14 protein-coding genes are annotated in these 15,682 nt (G+C 69.2%); 12 read left to right on the top strand and 2 right to left on the bottom strand.

Going from position 1 to position 15,682, the window contains the following annotated elements; translation table 11 throughout:
• The first annotated feature begins 29 nt into the window (after positions 1-29).
• A complete protein-coding gene (locus tag ACJ8AT_RS19515; protein ID WP_407739274.1) occupies positions 30-1,835 on the top strand; it encodes an acyl-CoA dehydrogenase family protein in 1,806 nt (601 codons plus the stop codon).
• Here the strand turns inward: ACJ8AT_RS19515 and ACJ8AT_RS19520 are convergent.
• Both ACJ8AT_RS19520 and ACJ8AT_RS19525 read right to left on the bottom strand, forming a co-directional pair.
• A complete protein-coding gene (locus ACJ8AT_RS19520) occupies positions 1,832-2,551 on the bottom strand; it encodes a PilZ domain-containing protein (protein ID WP_407739275.1) in 720 nt (239 codons plus the stop codon). The genes ACJ8AT_RS19515 and ACJ8AT_RS19520 overlap by 4 nt on opposite strands.
• Positions 2,552-2,656: 105 nt before the next feature.
• Positions 2,657-3,283, bottom strand: a complete 627-nt coding sequence (locus ACJ8AT_RS19525) for a hypothetical protein (RefSeq protein ID WP_407739276.1) — start codon at positions 3,281-3,283, stop codon at positions 2,657-2,659.
• 312 nt (positions 3,284-3,595) lie between these two features.
• Between ACJ8AT_RS19525 and mraZ the strand changes: the two genes are divergently transcribed.
• Genes mraZ through murG form a run of 11 tightly spaced genes read left to right on the top strand, consistent with a single transcriptional unit; the run spans position 3,596 to position 15,680 of the window.
• Positions 3,596-4,045 (top strand): division/cell wall cluster transcriptional repressor MraZ, encoded by a 450-nt coding sequence (gene mraZ, locus ACJ8AT_RS19530; RefSeq protein ID WP_407739277.1) that lies wholly within the window; start codon positions 3,596-3,598, stop codon positions 4,043-4,045.
• A 47-nt stretch (positions 4,046-4,092) separates the two neighbouring features.
• Positions 4,093-4,476, top strand: a complete 384-nt coding sequence (locus ACJ8AT_RS19535; protein WP_407739278.1) for an STAS domain-containing protein — start codon at positions 4,093-4,095, stop codon at positions 4,474-4,476.
• 11 nt (positions 4,477-4,487) lie between these two features.
• Positions 4,488-5,393, top strand: a complete 906-nt coding sequence (gene rsmH / locus ACJ8AT_RS19540; RefSeq protein ID WP_407739279.1) for a 16S rRNA (cytosine(1402)-N(4))-methyltransferase RsmH — start codon at positions 4,488-4,490, stop codon at positions 5,391-5,393.
• Positions 5,390-5,791: a cell division protein FtsL gene (ftsL, locus tag ACJ8AT_RS19545; protein WP_407739280.1), complete on the top strand. Its 402-nt coding sequence runs from the start codon at positions 5,390-5,392 to the stop codon at positions 5,789-5,791. The genes rsmH and ftsL overlap by 4 nt, the downstream gene beginning before the upstream one ends.
• Positions 5,788-7,809, top strand: coding sequence for a penicillin-binding transpeptidase domain-containing protein (locus ACJ8AT_RS19550; RefSeq protein ID WP_407739281.1), 2,022 nt, complete (start codon positions 5,788-5,790; stop codon positions 7,807-7,809). The genes ftsL and ACJ8AT_RS19550 overlap by 4 nt, the downstream gene beginning before the upstream one ends.
• A 51-nt stretch (positions 7,810-7,860) precedes the next feature.
• Positions 7,861-9,384, top strand: a complete 1,524-nt coding sequence (locus tag ACJ8AT_RS19555) for a UDP-N-acetylmuramoyl-L-alanyl-D-glutamate--2,6-diaminopimelate ligase (protein ID WP_407739282.1) — start codon at positions 7,861-7,863, stop codon at positions 9,382-9,384.
• A gap of 24 nt (positions 9,385-9,408) precedes the next feature.
• Positions 9,409-10,812: a UDP-N-acetylmuramoyl-tripeptide--D-alanyl-D-alanine ligase gene (gene murF, locus ACJ8AT_RS19560; protein WP_407739283.1), complete on the top strand. Its 1,404-nt coding sequence runs from the start codon at positions 9,409-9,411 to the stop codon at positions 10,810-10,812.
• Entirely contained in the window at positions 10,812-11,990 is a 1,179-nt protein-coding gene (gene mraY, locus ACJ8AT_RS19565; RefSeq protein WP_407739284.1) for a phospho-N-acetylmuramoyl-pentapeptide-transferase, read from the top strand. The genes murF and mraY overlap by 1 nt, the downstream gene beginning before the upstream one ends.
• A gap of 12 nt (positions 11,991-12,002) precedes the next feature.
• Entirely contained in the window at positions 12,003-13,370 is a 1,368-nt protein-coding gene (gene murD / locus ACJ8AT_RS19570) for a UDP-N-acetylmuramoyl-L-alanine--D-glutamate ligase (RefSeq protein ID WP_407739285.1), read from the top strand.
• A gap of 10 nt (positions 13,371-13,380) precedes the next feature.
• Positions 13,381-14,538: a putative lipid II flippase FtsW gene (ftsW, locus tag ACJ8AT_RS19575; RefSeq protein ID WP_407739286.1), complete on the top strand. Its 1,158-nt coding sequence runs from the start codon at positions 13,381-13,383 to the stop codon at positions 14,536-14,538.
• Positions 14,535-15,680: an undecaprenyldiphospho-muramoylpentapeptide beta-N-acetylglucosaminyltransferase gene (gene murG, locus ACJ8AT_RS19580; RefSeq protein ID WP_407739287.1), complete on the top strand. Its 1,146-nt coding sequence runs from the start codon at positions 14,535-14,537 to the stop codon at positions 15,678-15,680. The genes ftsW and murG overlap by 4 nt, the downstream gene beginning before the upstream one ends.
• The last annotated feature ends 2 nt before the right edge of the window (positions 15,681-15,682 follow it).

Below are 15,682 nucleotides of genomic sequence, written 5' to 3' on the forward strand. Positions count from 1 at the left end.
TGGCACGGTGCACAGCCGGGGAGGTTCAGATGGCCGCCGTTTCCGAGACTCCGCAGTCCACCGAGCTGCCCACGGGAGGCGCCTTTCTGCTGCAGGAGGTGGGCACACAGCGGATCGTCACGCCGGAGCTGTTCACCGAGGACCAGCGCCTGTACCTGAAGACAGCGTGGCAGTTCATTCGTGAGCAGGTGCTGCCGCAGACCGACCGCATCGAGGCGAAGGATCCGGCGCTGCTGCGCGAGCTGCTGCGCCGCGCGGGCGAGCTGGGCCTGTTGATGATCGACATCCCGGAGGCCTACGGCGGGCTCGGGTTGGACAAGACGACCTCGCTGCTGCTGGCGGAGGCCATGGGCGCTCAAGGCTCATGGTCGGTGACGTTCGGCGCGCACACGGGCATCGGTACGCTGCCCATCGTCTGGTTCGGCAACGAGGCGCAGAAGGCGAAGTACCTGCCCAAGCTGGCCGTCGCCGAGTGGGTGGCCGCGTACGCCCTCACCGAGCAGGGCAGTGGCAGCGACGCGCTGGGAGCGAAGACGAAGGCGGTGCTGTCCCCGGATGGGAAGCACTACGTGCTCAACGGCTCGAAGCTGTACATCACCAACGCGGCGTTCGCGGATGTGTTCGTGGTCTTCGCCAAGGTGAATGGAGATCGGTTCACCGGCTTCATCGTGGAGCGGAACACGCCCGGCTTCACGGTGGGGCCGGAGGAGCACAAGATGGGCATCCGCGGCTCGTCCACGTGTCCGCTGTTCTTCGAGGACGCGCGCGTGCCGGTGGAGAACGTGCTGGGAGAGGTGGGGCGAGGGCACAAGATCGCCTTCAACATCCTCAACTACGGCCGGCTCAAGCTGGGCGCGGGAGTCATCGGGTCCATGAAGTACCAGCTCGAGAACGCGCTGCGCTTCGCGCAGGAGCGCAAGCAGTTCGGCACGCCCATCGCCCGCTTCCCGCTCACCCGCGAGAAGCTGGCGCGCATGGCCATGCTCACCTACGCGCTGGAGACCATGACGTACCGCACGGCGGGGCTGGTGGACGCGCGGCTCTCGGGCCGGGACAGGCAGGCGAAGGACCACGACGCGCACGTGATCGCCTCGATCGAGGAGTACGCCATCGAGTCGTCGATCATGAAGGTGTTCGGCTCGGAGGCGCTCGGGCAGCTCGTGGATGACGCGGTGCAGATCCACGGCGGCGCGGGCTACATCGAGGAGTACCCGGTGGAGCGGGCCTATCGCGACGCGCGCATCAACCGCATCTTCGAGGGCACCAACGAGATCAACCGCATGCTGATCACCGGGCTGTTGCTGAAGCGCTCGGTGAAGAGCGAGCTGCCATTGCTCGCGGTGGCGCAGTCGGTGGAGCAGGAGCTCACCCAGGGGACGCTGCCCCGGGCGCGCCGGGAAGATGCGCTCGCCGCGGAGGAGCGGGCCGCCGAGTGCCTCAAGCGCATGGCGCTCTACGGCCTCAAGGTAGCGGCGGAGACGTTCGGCACCGAGCTGGAGCAGCACCAGGAGGTGCTCGCCGGGCTGTCGGACGTGGTGATGGACGCGTTCGCGCTCGACTCGATGGTGACGCGCACGCGGCAGGCCGCGGCCAACGGGACGCTGGACGCCACCCGGGTGGCCATGACGCGGCTGTATGGAATGGACGCCACGGCCCGGTCCTTCGAGCGCACCCGGCGCGCGCTGTGCGGCTCGGCGCAGGGGGAGGCGCTCCAGAAGCACCTGGCCAGGGTGGCGCCGCTCCAGCTCTTCACGCCGTACAACCCCGCCGAGCTGCGGGAGACGGTGGTGACAGCGCTGGAGCAGGCCGGCGGCTACCCGCTGTCCCCGGTTTAGGGGATGCGCGAGAGGGCCTCCTGCCCGAAGCTCACGCGCGCCCACCAGGGGCCCGGGGGCAGCGCGTCCAGCCCCAGCAGGGCGTCGAGCCGCTCGGCCGTGTCCGCCGGCAGGTTCTCCCGGAAGGAGACGCCGAACACGGGCGTCACCGGCGAGTGCGCGCGGAACGCCGTGGAGGTCCACACCACCTCGCCCGGCAGCAGCAGCGGGCCCGGCGCCAGCTCCATCTCCAGCAGGAACGGCGTGCCCACCTTCACGATGGGCGGCAGCGTCCCGGCGTCCACCTCCATGCCCACGCCGCCCCGGGAGAGATCCCTCACGTAGAAGGCGGGCGAGAACGGGGTGGCCTCGATGGCGCGCACGTTCAGCGGCACGCGCGGATACTTCCGCAGCTTCTCGTGCTCGGCGGCGAAGATGCGCTGCAGCACCGCGTCCAGCGCCGCCCGGTCCACCTCCGTGGCGTACTTCACCGTCAGCTGGAAGCGCCCTCCCGGCCGCGGCGTGACATGCACCACCTCGCCCACCACCTCCACCGGCTGGGCCACGCCCTCCGCCTGCATCTCGAACACGAAGCGCGTGCCTCGCGTCAGGCTGCGGCGCGTCTCCAGAGTCACGCTCCCCTGGCCGACGCTGCGGGTGTACTCGTCGATCAGCGCCTCGGGCGTCTTGTAGTTCACCTTCAGGCGGACACTGGAGTCGTGCGGAGAGATCTGCATGCGTGGGCTCTCCCGTATGCTCGGGCGCATGACTGAAAAAGACAAGGCCGGGCCGCCCTCACGGGTAGCCCGGCCTTTTCATGTTGAGCCGCTAGACCCGGTTGCTCAGGTCTTGCCGCTGTTGTCCACGGGCAGGCCGCCGTCCACGGTGATGTTGAGGGTCTCGTTGGCGTAGGTGTAGCTGGCGCTCGAGGTCTTGATCGAGCCGTCCACCTTGATCGTCACCATGCCCGCGGTGGCGCTGGTGGCCGTGGCGGCGAAGGTCTCGGTCACGTCCGCGTCGATGGAGTCCGAGATGGTGCCGCTGATGTCGACCTTGCCCTTGAGGCGGAGGGACATCTCGAGCGAGGTCGCGGTGCCGGCGATCTTGAACTCAATCTCCATGCTGCCGTCGTAGCTGTTGATGCCGTCCTGGTTGCAGTTGTTGTAGTCGGCCTTGTACTTGACCGAGCCGTCCTGGCTGCCCGTGGACGTCAGGTCCAGCTTGAGCTTCACCGAGCCGCCCTTGGCGCAGTCGGCGGAGAACTCGGCGCTGCCCGTGGCGGCGCCGGCGGCCATCTGCCGGAGCAGGTCCTGGCCGCTGGTGTTGGCGCCCTTGCCAGCGGGCTGGCCCGCCTGGAACGCGGCCTTGGCGGCGCCCTCCTTGCCTCCACCGATCTTGGCTCCGCCTCCACAGGCGACGAGAGCGGTGGCAGCGGCGGCAACGAGCGAGAGACGAATGGTACGCAACATGGACTGAGCCTCCTGAAGGACGGTGCGAAGGCACCCTCCTCATGCGTGGGCCCTCCCGGCGAGGACCCGCGGCTTCCCCCTCCAGGGAAGGTGTCCGCGACTTACCAGAGGCCTGGAGCACGCGGCAATTCACGCACTGCGCCATGGCGCCTCTGGCTCGCCGCGTCGGGGCGCTCCAGGCCTGTTGCATTTCTTGACCGGGTGGGAAGCCGCGCGTATTTTCCGCGCCGCGGTGGCAAGAAGTGGGAAGGCGTGGCGGTAAATCCCATGACGTGGTGGGGCGGAGCACGCTCCTGAGGGGAAGCGCTCGGCGTGTTCCGTGGCGTCTATGAGCACCAGATCGACGCGAAGGGGCGGACGAGCCTCCCGGCCAGGCTGCGGGAGACGCTCGCGGGCGCGTACGACGAGCGCCTCATCCTCACCACCGCGTTGGATGCCTGCCTGCACGCCTACCCGGTGCGCGAGTGGGAGGCGCTCGAGACGGCCCTGGGCAAGCGCAACCCCATGGAGCCAGGGGTGAAGACGCTGATGCGGCTGTACGTGGCCAGCGCGCAGGAGTGCCCGCTGGACAAGATGGGCCGCATCCTCGTGCCGCCCTCGCTGCGCGCTCACGCGGCGCTGGAGAAGGACGTCGTATGGGTGGGGATGGTGAAGGTGATCGAGCTGTGGAGCCGCACGGGCTGGGCCAAGGCCCAGGAAGAGGCCCGCGCGGCGGCGGACTCGGCGGATGTGGCCCGCGTGCTCTCCGAGCTGCGGCAGTAGCCAATTTCTCGACGGAATACGGAAAACCCGTGAGTGTAGGGAGGTGTATGAACCAGGTATCGGAGGCGAGGCGGGCAGCCACGGCGGTCGCGGGGAGCGACCGGGTGGAGACGCTGATGCTGGAGGGCGAGCTGGGGGAGAAGGAGCTGGGGCAGGTGTGCGAGGAGCTCTCGCACCGGCTGCAGCGCGGCGTGCGGCAGGTGGTGGTGGACTTCAGCGAGGTGGCGCACCTGGACTACCGCGGCGTGCGGCCGCTGATGGCGCGCGGCGAGTCGTTCCGGCGCGCCGGTGGGGACATCAAGCTGTCGGGCCTGTCTCCGTACGTGGCGGCCATCTTCCGGGCCGCGGGGGCACACGACCGGTTCGAGATGTACCCGCATATGAACGATGCCCGGGCCGCGTTCGCGTTGATGCGGGCGCCTTTCGTCTAGAGCGATCTTCTTTGGCCTTCAGCCATCAGACCGTCCTGCTGGCAGAGACGGTGGAACTGCTGCAACCCGGAGCGGGGAAGGTGATCATCGACGGCACACTGGGCGGCGGTGGCCACACGGAGGCGCTCCTTTCCCGAGGCGCCACCGTGGTGGGCGTGGACCGCGATCCGGTGGCGCTGGAGGCGGCCACCTTGCGGCTGGGCTCCAACGCTCGCTTCCAGGCGCGCGCTGGCAACTTCGGCGAGCTGCCCCGGGTGGCGGCGGACGTGCTCCCGGTGGATGGGGTGCTGGTGGATCTGGGCGTGTCCTCTCCGCAGTTGGATGTGGCCGAGCGGGGCTTCTCCTTCATGAAGGACGGGCCGCTGGACATGCGCATGGGCGATACGGGCCGCACCGCCGCCGAGCTGATCGCCGAGGAGGACGAGCGCGAGCTGGCCCGCATCATCTATGAGCTGGGCGAGGAGTCCTTCTCGCGGCCCATCGCCCGGGAGCTCAAGCGCGCCCGGCCCACGCGCACGCTGGAGGCCGCCGAGGTGGTGAAGCGCGCGGTGCCTCGCAAGGCGTGGCCGAAGAAGATCCACGTGGCGACCAAGACGTTTCAGGCGCTGCGCATGGCCGTCAACGGCGAGCTGGAGGCGCTGGACTCGCTGCTCTCCGCGCTGCCCATGCTGCTCAAGGTGGGCGGACGGGCGGCGGTCATCTCTTTCCACTCGCTGGAGGATCGCCGGGTGAAGGAGGCGTTCCGCGGGTTGGTGGGGCAGTGCCGCTGCCCGCCGGGCCTGCCGGTGTGCGTCTGTGGTGGCCAGGGAGACTTCGCCCTGGTGACGAGAAAAGCCGTGTCCGCCTCGGAGGCCGAGGTGGAGGTCAACCCCCGCTCTCGCAGCGCGCACTTGCGCGTGGTGGAGAAGATTCGATGACCCAGGTGAGCCCCAATTCGCGCAGTGGAGTGTCGGTGGGCCGCGTGCTGCTGCACCTGCTGCCCGCGGTGATGCTGTCCGCCCTGTTCGTGGCGGTGGGCATCCTCCACGTCACCAGCCGCGTGCTGGTGGTGGACATGGGCTACCGGCTCTCCAAGGCGCAGGGCGAGGCCAACACCCTCACGCGCGAGAACGATCGGCTCAAGCTGGAGCTGGCCACGCTCAAGGCCCCGGCGCGGCTGGAGCGGCTGGCGCGCGAGCAGCTGGGGATGATGATGCCTCCGGGCTCGGCGGTGGTGTCGCTGCAGCCGGAGCTGCCGGGCGTGCGCCACAACCCCAAGACCGAGGCGCGGACTCCGGCGGGGCTGAAGGTGGCCGAGCGGGAGAACGCCCGGTGAGGGATCTCAAGGCAGCGCGTGTCCCCGAGACCAACACCAAGTGGCTGCGGCTCCGGGTGATGGTGATGGGCGGGCTCTTCCTGGGCCTGCTCTCGCTGGTCTTTGGCCGTGCCGTCTACCTGCAGGTCCACGAGCAGGACAAGCTGCGCGAGCTCGCCCAGGACCAGTACGTCCGCCAGATTGAGATTCCGGCGCGGCGCGGCGACATCTTCGACAGGCGCGGCACGCCGCTGGCGCAGAGCGTGGAGGTGGACTCCATCTGGGTGGATCCCTCCATGCTGCCGGACGTGAAGAAGGCGGCGAAGACGCTGGCGAAGACGCTGAAGATGAGCGCGGAGGAGTCGGAGGAGCTGCAGAACCGGCTCCAGCGCGCCAAGCGCTTCGCGTGGGTGAAGCGGCAGACGAAGCCGCAGGACGTGGAGGCGGTGCAGGCGCTGGGGATGCCCGGGCTGGGCTTCACCAAGGAGCCCAAGCGCTTCTATCCGCAGCGCGAGCTGGCCGCCCAGGTGGTGGGCGTGGTGGGCACGGACGGGAGTGGCCTTGAGGGGCTGGAGCTGGCCTTCGACGACGAGCTGTCTGGGCAGAACTCGCGCCTGTCCGGCTTCCGAGACGCCAAGGGCCGCAAGCTGCTGGTGCAGGGCACGCTGGATCCGATCGAGCGCGAGGGCGCCGCCGTCACCTTGACGCTGGATCGCCACCTCCAGTACGTGGCGGAGAAGGCGCTGTACCACGCGGTGGAGGAGTCCAAGGCGGTGGCGGGCATGGTGGTGGTGCTCGACCCGAAGACGGGCGAGCTGCTCGCGCTGGCCAGCTCTCCCAGCTTCAACCCCAACTCGCCCGAGTCGATGCAGCACGAGGCCCTGCGCAACCGCGCCGCCCTGGACACCTTCGAGCCGGGCTCGACGATGAAGGCCATGGTCGTCGCCGCCGCGCTCGAGGAGAAGGCCATCAAGCCGGACGACGTCTTCTTCTGCGAGAACGGCGCGTGGACCATTGGCCGCTACACCATCAACGACACCCACCCGCACGGGTGGCTCGCGCCCAAGGGCATCCTCCAGGTCTCCTCCAACATCTGCGCGGCCAAGGTGGGCCAGGCGCTGGGGCGCGAGAAGCTGGTGGCCTACTACCACGCGTTCGGCTTCGCCGAGCGCACCGGCCTGGCGCTGCCCGGCGAGGGCAAGGGCGTGGTTCCTTTCCCCAAGGCCGAAGTGTCCCTGGCCACCCAATCGTTCGGCCAGGGCATGACGGCCACCGCCGTGCAGGTCGCCGCCGCCTACGGCGCGCTGGCCAATGATGGCGTGCTGATGCGGCCCTACCTCATCTCCAAGGTGGTGGACCCGGACGGGGTGGTGCTGCTGGAGAACCGCCCCACCGAAGTTCGCCGCGTTGTGTCATCGAAAGTCGCCCGCCAGGTGGTGGGCATGCTCGAGAGCGTGGTGACCAAGGAGGGCACCGCTCCGAAGGCCGCCATGGAGGACTACCGTGTAGCCGGAAAGACGGGCACCGCCCAGAAGGCGGATCCGGTGGCCCGGGGGTACTCGGACAAGCGGATCGCTTCCTTCGCCGGCATGGTACCGGCCGACAATCCGCGCGTCGTCATACTCGTAGTGGTGGACGAGCCCAAGACGGACGTGTACGGGGGACTTGTGGCTGCCCCCGCCTTCAAGGAAATCGCTACCGCCGCCATGGCTCACATGGCCGTGCCGCCTTCGCGCACGGTCGCGCCAGAGGTGGCGGTAGCACCGGTCGCGCCCCCGGCGGCGGCAAAACCCCCTCAGCCTCCCAAGCCCACTCCCGAGCGGCCCGTCGTGGCCGAGCAGGAGGGAGCAGGGGAGGGCACGGTGCGTGTACCGGACGTGCAGGGGCAGGTCGGGCGCGAGGCCGTGGTGAAACTGCTCGCCGCGGCTTTGGAGCCACAATTGTTGGGCAGTGGACGCGTGGTATCGCAGACCCCCGCCGCCGGTGCTCTGGTGGAAAAGGGGGCAAGGGTGACGCTGGAGCTGGCGTCGCGGCCATGAGGCCGCACCACTCCAGGCCCCGCGCTTGCAGTTGCGTTTGAAGGGGAAACGATGAAGCTGACGGATGTCCTCGCAGGGTGTGGAGCCGAGCAGATCTCGGGGGGTCGCTCCTCTGTGGATGTGACGGGGGTGACGCAGGACTCGCGCCGGGTGAAGGCGGGGGATCTCTTCGTGGCCGTGCCTGGGACGAAGGAAGATGGCGCCCAGTACATTGGCGAGGCGGTCTCTCGCGGCGCGGTGGCGGTGGTCTCCGAGAAGCCGGTGGGCTCCTCGCAGGTGCCGTTCTTCAAGGTGAGCAGCGCCCGCAAGGCGCTGGCCCTCATCGCGGCCAACTTCTATGGCCGCCCCGCGCAGCAGCTCACGCTGCTGGGAGTCACTGGCACCAATGGCAAGACGACGGTGACGTACCTGCTGGAGGCCATGAGCACCGCGGCGTACGCCTCCACCGGCGTCATCGGCACGCTGGGCTACAAGGTGGCGGGCCGCACCGTGGAGCTGGCCAACACCACGCCGGACGCGCTGGAGCTGCACCGGATCCTCAGGGAGATGGTGGACTCGGGCGTGGAGACGGTGGTGATGGAGGTGTCCAGCCACGCGCTGGTGCAGGAGCGCGTGCACGGGCTGACCTTCAAGGCCGCGGCCTTCACCAACCTGAGCCGGGACCACCTGGACTACCACAAGGATCTGGAGGACTACTTCCAGGCCAAGCGCCGGCTGTTCGGCGAGCACCTGTCGCCCACCGGCGTCGCGGTGGTGAACGGGGACGACACGTTCGCCTCGCGCATCTACAACGAGCTGCGCGGCCAGAAGCGCATGGCGTGGAAGTTCAGCCGCCTGGGCGCGGGGGAGATCTCCGCCACGGACGTCTCGTACTCGCTGCAGGGCATCAAGGCCACGCTGAAGACCCCCGCGGGCGACATCCCCGTGAAGAGCAAGCTGCTGGGGCCCCACAACCTGGAGAACATCCTGGCGGCGGCCGGCGTGGCGCTGGGGGCGGGCATGGCTCGGCGCGACGTGCAGACGGGCATCGAGCGGATGACCCGGGTGCCCGGCCGCATGGAGCGCGTGGAGAACTACATGCCGGGCCCCGCGCCCGCGGTGCTGGTGGACTACGCGCACACGGATGACGCGCTCAAGCGCGCGCTGGAGGCCACGCGCTCGCTGGCCAAGGGCCGCGTCATCGTCGTGTTCGGCTGCGGCGGAGACCGGGACAAGGGCAAGCGCCCGCTCATGGGCACCGCGGCGGCCGAGGGGGCCGATCTCGTGGTCGTCACCAGCGACAACCCGCGCACGGAGGATCCGGAGGAGATCATCTCCCAGGTGACGCCGGGGCTGGAGAAGGGTGGGCTGCGGCGCATCTCGGCCGGCAAGGCCAAGAGCGGCGAGAAGGGCTACCTGGTGGACCTGGATCGCCGCGCCGCCATCGAGACGGCGATTGGCCTGGCTTCGGCGGATGACGTGGTGCTCGTCGCCGGCAAGGGCCACGAGACGTACCAGCTCATCGGCGGCGAGAAGCGCGCGTTCGATGACCGTGAGGCGGCCACCAAGGCGCTCGCGAGCCGTCCGCAAGGCTGACGGTAGCGCGAAGCCGGAGCCCTCATGGCCGCTCGATTCTCCGATGAAGAGGTGGTGAAGGCGACCGGGGCCCAACGGCGTCTCGTGAGCGCTCCGGCGGCCTTCACCGACGTCTGCACCGACACTCGGGCGCTGACGCCGGGCTGCCTCTTCGTGGCGCTCCAGGGCGAGCGCTTCGACGCGCACACCTTCCTGGCTCAGGCTCGGGCGGGTGGCGCGGCGGCGGCGGTGGTGCGGGATGACCGGACGCTGCCACCGCTGCCGGGGAGCTTTCCGCTGTACGGAGTGCCGGACACGCTGGAGGCGCTGGGCGCGTTGGCGCGCTTTCACCGCCAGCGCTTCCGCATCCCCGTGGCGGCGGTGGGCGGCTCCAACGGCAAGACGACGACCAAGGAGATGGTGGGGGCGATCCTCGCCACCCGCGGGCCGGCGCTGAAGACCGAGGGCAACCTCAACAACGAGATCGGCGTCCCGCTCACGCTCTTCCGCCTGGAGCCGGCGCACGTGGCGGCCGTCATCGAGGTGGGGATGAACCACCCGGGAGAGATCACCCGCCTGGCGCGCATCGTCCAGCCGGACGCGGGCGTCATCACCGTGGTGCAGCCCGAGCACCTCGAGGGGCTGGGCAGCATCGAGGGTGTGGCCGAGGCCGAGGGCGAGCTGTTCCAGGAGCTGGGCGACAAGTCCGTGGCGGTGGTGAACCTGGATGACGCGCTCATCCCCGCGCAGGCGAAGCGGGGCAAGGCGCGCCAGCTCACGTTCGGGCGCGCGGAGGCCGCGGAGGTGCGCTTGTCGCGAGTGGAGACGCTGGGCCGCGACGGCATGCGGACCACGGTGCGCTACCAGGGCAAGGACTGGCCGGTGCGGCTGCACTTCATCGGCGAGCACAACGCGCTCAACGCCACCGGGGCGTTCGCGGTGGGGCTGGCGCTGGGCTACTCGCCCGAGGAGTGCTCGCGGGGCCTGGAGACGGCGCGGCCCTACGCACGGCGCCTCAACGTGGTGGACGGGTTGCACGGCATCACGGTGGTGGACGACTGCTACAACGCCAACCCGGCCTCGATGGACGCGGCGCTGGACACCCTGCGCACGCTGGTTCCGAAGGGCGGGCGCGCGGTGGCGGTGCTCGGAGACATGTTGGAGCTGGGGCCCGGCGAGCTGGAGGACCACCAGGCGCTGGGCTCTCGCGTGGTGGGCAAGGCGCAGGTGGTGGCCTTCTTCGGCCCGCGCTCGGAGCAGGGCTTCCGGGCCGCCTCCCGCCTGGGTGAAGCGGCGGCGCACTTCACGGAGGTGGAGCCGCTGGTGGCCTGGCTGCAGCCGAAGCTGAAGGCGGGAGACGTGGTCCTGGTGAAGGGCAGCCGCGGCATGCGGCTGGAGCGGGTGGTGGCGGCCCTCACGGGCGCCTCGGCACCTGGAGGTGCGCACTAGTGCTGTTCCTGCTTTACGAGTGGCTCAAGGACACGGGAGCAGGCCGGATCCTCAACTTCCTGCGCTACCCCACCTTCCGCATCATCGCGGCGGGGGTGTTCGCGCTGCTGTTGGGGATGCTGGTCGGCCCCAAGCTGATCGCCCGGCTGCGCCTGAAGCAGCACGGGCAGAGCAACGTCCGCGAGGACACCCCGGACACGCACCAGAAGAAGAAGGGCACGCCCACCATGGGCGGCCAGCTCATCCTGTTGTGCATCGGCACGTCCACGCTGCTGTTCGCGGACATCAAGAGCCGCGCCGTCTGGGTGAGCCTGCTGCTCACCTTTGGCTATGGCTTCATCGGCTTCCTGGACGACTGGCTCAAGCTGTCCAAGCGCAACTCCAAGGGGCTCGCCGGGCGCAAGAAGATGGTGCTGCAGACCTTCTTCTACCTGGTGGCCATCTTCGGGCTGATGTGCACGTGGACCAAGGCGGATGGCTCCTTCGGGCCCACGCTGCTCATCAGCAGCAAGCTGACGCTGCCGTTCATCCCCTCGCACTGGTTCAGCCCGGACCTGGGCTGGTTCTACGTGGTGTTCGGCTGGTTCGTCGTGGTGGGCACCTCCAACGCGGTGAATCTCACGGACGGCCTGGATGGGCTGGCGATTGTTCCCACCATCATCGCGGCCACCACGTTCGCCATCCTCTGCTACGTGGCGGGCACCACGCTGAACATCGCGGACTCGGCCACGGTGGGCGGGGTGACGCGCATCATCGCCAAGCCCCTGCACGAGTACCTGGGCATCCTCCTGGTGCCGGGCGGCGCGGAGCTGTCCGTGTTCTGCGCCAGCATCGTGGGCGCGGGCATCGCGTTCCTCTGGTTCAACACCTACCCGGCGTCCGTGTTCATGGGCGATGTGGGCTCGCTGGCGCTGGGCGGCGCGCTGGGCGGGCTGGCGGTGCTGTCCAAGAACGAGGTGGTCTCCGCCATCATCCACGGCATCTTCTTCGCCGAGGCCCTCAGCGTGATGATTCAGGTCATCAGCTTCAAGACGACAGGCAAGCGCGTCTTCAAGATGGCCCCGGTCCACCACCACTTCGAGCTCAAGGGCCTGGCCGAGCCGAAGATCATCGTCCGTTTCTGGATCGTCGCCATCCTGTGTGGCGGCGTGGCGCTGCTGTCCCTGAAGCTGCGCTAGGAGTCGCGTCCCATGCCATCCTCGCTGTCCGGTCAGAAGGTGCTGGTGTTCGGGCTGGCGAAGAGCGGAGTGGCGGCCCTCCGGCTGCTGCTCGCGCAAGGAGCCCAGGTCACCGCGCTGGACGCGCGCGACGAGGCGGCGCTCGGCGATGTGGCCCGCGAGCTGAAGTCCCAGGGCGTGAAGCTGGTGACGGGGGCGACGCCGCCGGGGCTGCTCGAGGAGCAGGAGCTCGTGGTGGTGAGCCCGGGCGTGCCGCTGGCGCTGCCGGAGCTGCAGGCCGCTCGCAAGGAGGGTGTGCGGATCTGGGGCGAGATCGAGCTGGCGTGGCGCGCGCTCTCCCACGTGCCGCTCATCGGCATCACGGGCACCAATGGCAAGAGCACCACGACGGCACTCGCCGGGGAGCTCTTCAAGAAGGGTGGAGGCCGCACCTTCGTGGGAGGCAACCTCGGGCTGCCGCTGGCCGAGGCGGCGCTCAAGCCGAACGGCTGGGACACGCTGGTGGTGGAGCTGTCCAGCTTCCAGCTCGAGGGCATCCACCAGCTGCGGGCCAAGGGCGCCGTCATCCTCAACCTGACGCCGGACCACCTGGATCGCTACCCGAGCCACGAGGCCTACGGTGAGGCCAAGGCGCGCATCTTCCTCAACCAGGGGCCGGGCGACTTCGCGGTGGTGAACGCCGAGGACGCGCATGTGGTGCGGCTGGGAAACCACGCGAACGTGCCCGTCTACGGCTTCAGCCTCACGGGGAAGGTGGAGCCGGGCGGCCCGAAGCTGACGGGGCTCGCGGTGGCGCGCCAGGGAGGCTTCCGGCTGGACTTCCTGGGCGAGGACTACACGCTGACCAACCGAGCGCTGCGCGGGGCGCACAACGCGCAGAACGCCATGGCGGCGGCGCTGCTGGCGCGGCTGGGGGGAGTGCCTCGCGAGGCGGTGCAGGCCGGCCTGGACAGCTACCCGGGGCTGCCCCACCGCCTGGAGAGCGTGCGAGTGCTGGACGGGGTGGAGTGGGTGAACGACTCCAAGGCCACGAACGTGGACTCGGTGCTGGTGGCGCTGCGGGCCTTCCCGGGCAACCTGCTGCTGATTGCCGGTGGGAAGGGCAAGGGCGCCCCGTACCAGCCCATGGTGGACGAGAGCCGAGGCAAGGTGAAGGCGGTGCTCACCATCGGCCAGGACGCGGAGAAGATCGCCGCCGCGTACCAGGGACAGGCGCCGGTGCACCCGTGCGGTACGCTGGAGTCGGCCGTGAGGAGAGCACGCGAGCTGGCGAAGTCCGGAGACACGGTGCTGCTGTCTCCCGCGTGCGCGTCGTACGATCAGTTCAAGAACTTCGAGGACCGCGGCGACACGTTCAAGCGGTTCGTGCAGGCGCTCTGAGGTCCAGCTCATGAAGACACCCGCCGCGCCCGCCGTCCGGTTTGATCCCATCCTCCTGGTTGCCGTGCTGGCGCTCGTGTCGCTGGGGCTGGTGATGGTGTACTCGGCCAGCGCCATCCTCGCGCAGGACAAGCTGGGCGATAGCCTCTACTTCCTCAAGCGCCAGCTCATGGCGGCCGGCATGGGCGTGGTGGCCATGGCCGTGGCGATGAAGGTGGGCTGGCGCCGCCTGGCGCGCCTGGCCTGGCCGCTGCTCATCGTCGCCCTGGTGCTGCTGGTGGCCGTGCTGATTCCGGGCATCGGCACCACGGCGGGCGGCGCTCGGCGGTGGATCCGCTTCCCGGGCTTCGGCCTGCAGCCGGCCGAGGTGGCCAAGTTCGCCTGGGTCGTCTACCTGTCCTATTCGCTGGCGAAGAAGCGCGAGAAGGTGGCCACCTTCTCCGTGGGCTTCCTGCCGCACCTGCTGCTGTGTGGCGTGCTGGTGCTGCTGTGCATGCGCCAGCCGGACTTCGGCAGCTCCGTGCTGCTGGTGTTCCTCCTGTTCGTGCTGCTGTTCGCCGCGGGCACCAAGCTGAGCTATCTGGTGGGCTCGGTGCTGATGGCGCTGCCCATGGCGTACGTGGCCATCGCCTCCAGCCCCTACCGCATGAAGCGCGTGCTGGCGTTCCTGGATCCCTGGGCGCACCGCCATGACGTGGGCTACCAGGTGTCCGAGTCGCTCATGTCCATCGGCTCGGGAGGGCTCACCGGCCTGGGCCTGGGCGACGGGCGGCAGAAGCTCTTCTTCCTGCCCGAGGCTCACACCGACTTCATCTTCGCCATCATCGGCGAGGAATTGGGGCTGATTGGCGTCACGCTGCTGGTGGCGCTCTATGCCGTGATCATCTGGCGCGGGGTGCGCATCGCGCTGAACTCGCCCGAGCCATTCGGCACGTACCTGGGGTTGGGCATCACCTCGATCGTCGCCTTCCAGGCGGCGGTGAACATGTGCGTGGCCATGGGGCTGCTGCCCACGAAGGGGCTGACGCTGCCGTTCGTCTCTTATGGAGGCACCTCGCTGGTGGTGTTGATGGGAGCGGCGGGGACGCTGTTGTCATTGAGCACCGCCTCGCAAGGCGCCAACCGGCCCGCCCGAGCGGGCGCCGACATGCGGGAGGTGACGGCGTGAAGGTCCTCATCGCCGGTGGTGGAACGGGCGGTCACCTCTTTCCAGGCATCGCCCTGGCGGAAGAGGTGGTGACGCGCCACCACAAGAATGAGGTGGTCTTCGTCGGCACCGAGCGAGGCCTCGAGGCTCGCGTGGTGCCGCAGTCGGGCTTTCCGCTCGAGTTCATCCGAGCGCAGGGGCTCAAGGGCAAGGGCCTGTGGCAGTTCATCAAGGGCCTGCTGGCGCTGCCGTTCGCCTTCATCGAGTCCTTCCGAATCCTCCAGAAGCACAAGCCGGACGTGGTGGTGGGCGTGGGCGGCTACGCCAGCGGGCCGGTGGTGATGGCCGCGTGGCTGATGGGCATCCCCACCGCGGTGCAGGAGCAGAACGCGCTGCCGGGCTTCACCAACAAGACGCTGGGCAAGTTCGTGAAGGTGGTCTTCATCGCCTTCGACGAGGCCAGGCGCTTCTTCCCCGAGAGCAAGGTGCACCTGGTGGGCAACCCCATCCGCCGCAAGCTGATGGACAACTACCTGCGCTCGCACGTGGCGCACGAGCGCTTCTCGGTGCTGGTGTTCGGCGGCAGCCTGGGCGCCAAGGGCATCAACCAGCGCGTGGTGGAGGCGCTGGACTCCCTTGGAGACTTGAAGGACCAGATCAGCTTCGTGCACCAGACGGGGAAGAACGATCTGGAGATGGTGCGCAAGGGCTACGCGGACAAGGGCTTCCAGGCCGAGGTGCGCGAGTTCATCGACGACATGTCCGATGCCTACGCCCGAGCGGATCTCGTCATCTGCCGGGCGGGCGCCACCACGCTGGCCGAGCTCACGGTGTGCAAGAAGGCCAGCATCCTGATTCCCTTCCCGTACGCCACGGATGATCACCAGGCGGTCAACGCCAGGGCGCTGGTGGAGGCGGGCGCCGCGATCATGTTCCGCGAGTCGGAGCTGACGGGGCAGAAGCTGGCCGAGCAGCTCCGCCTCCTGAAGACGGAGCCCGCGCGCCTCAAGCAGATGGAGAAGAAGGCGGGCCTGCTGGGCCGCCCCGAGGCCGCCAAGGAGCTGGCGGACGTGTGCGTGGATCTGATGGTGGCGGCATACGGGCCGAACGGCCGGGAGCGCCCAGCCAAGGTCGAGGCGCCCAAGCCCTCCAGGAGCGAGTGAGT

It is taken from the genome of Hyalangium sp. (genome assembly GCF_045802625.1).
Classification (GTDB): Bacteria; Myxococcota; Myxococcia; order Myxococcales; family Myxococcaceae; genus Hyalangium.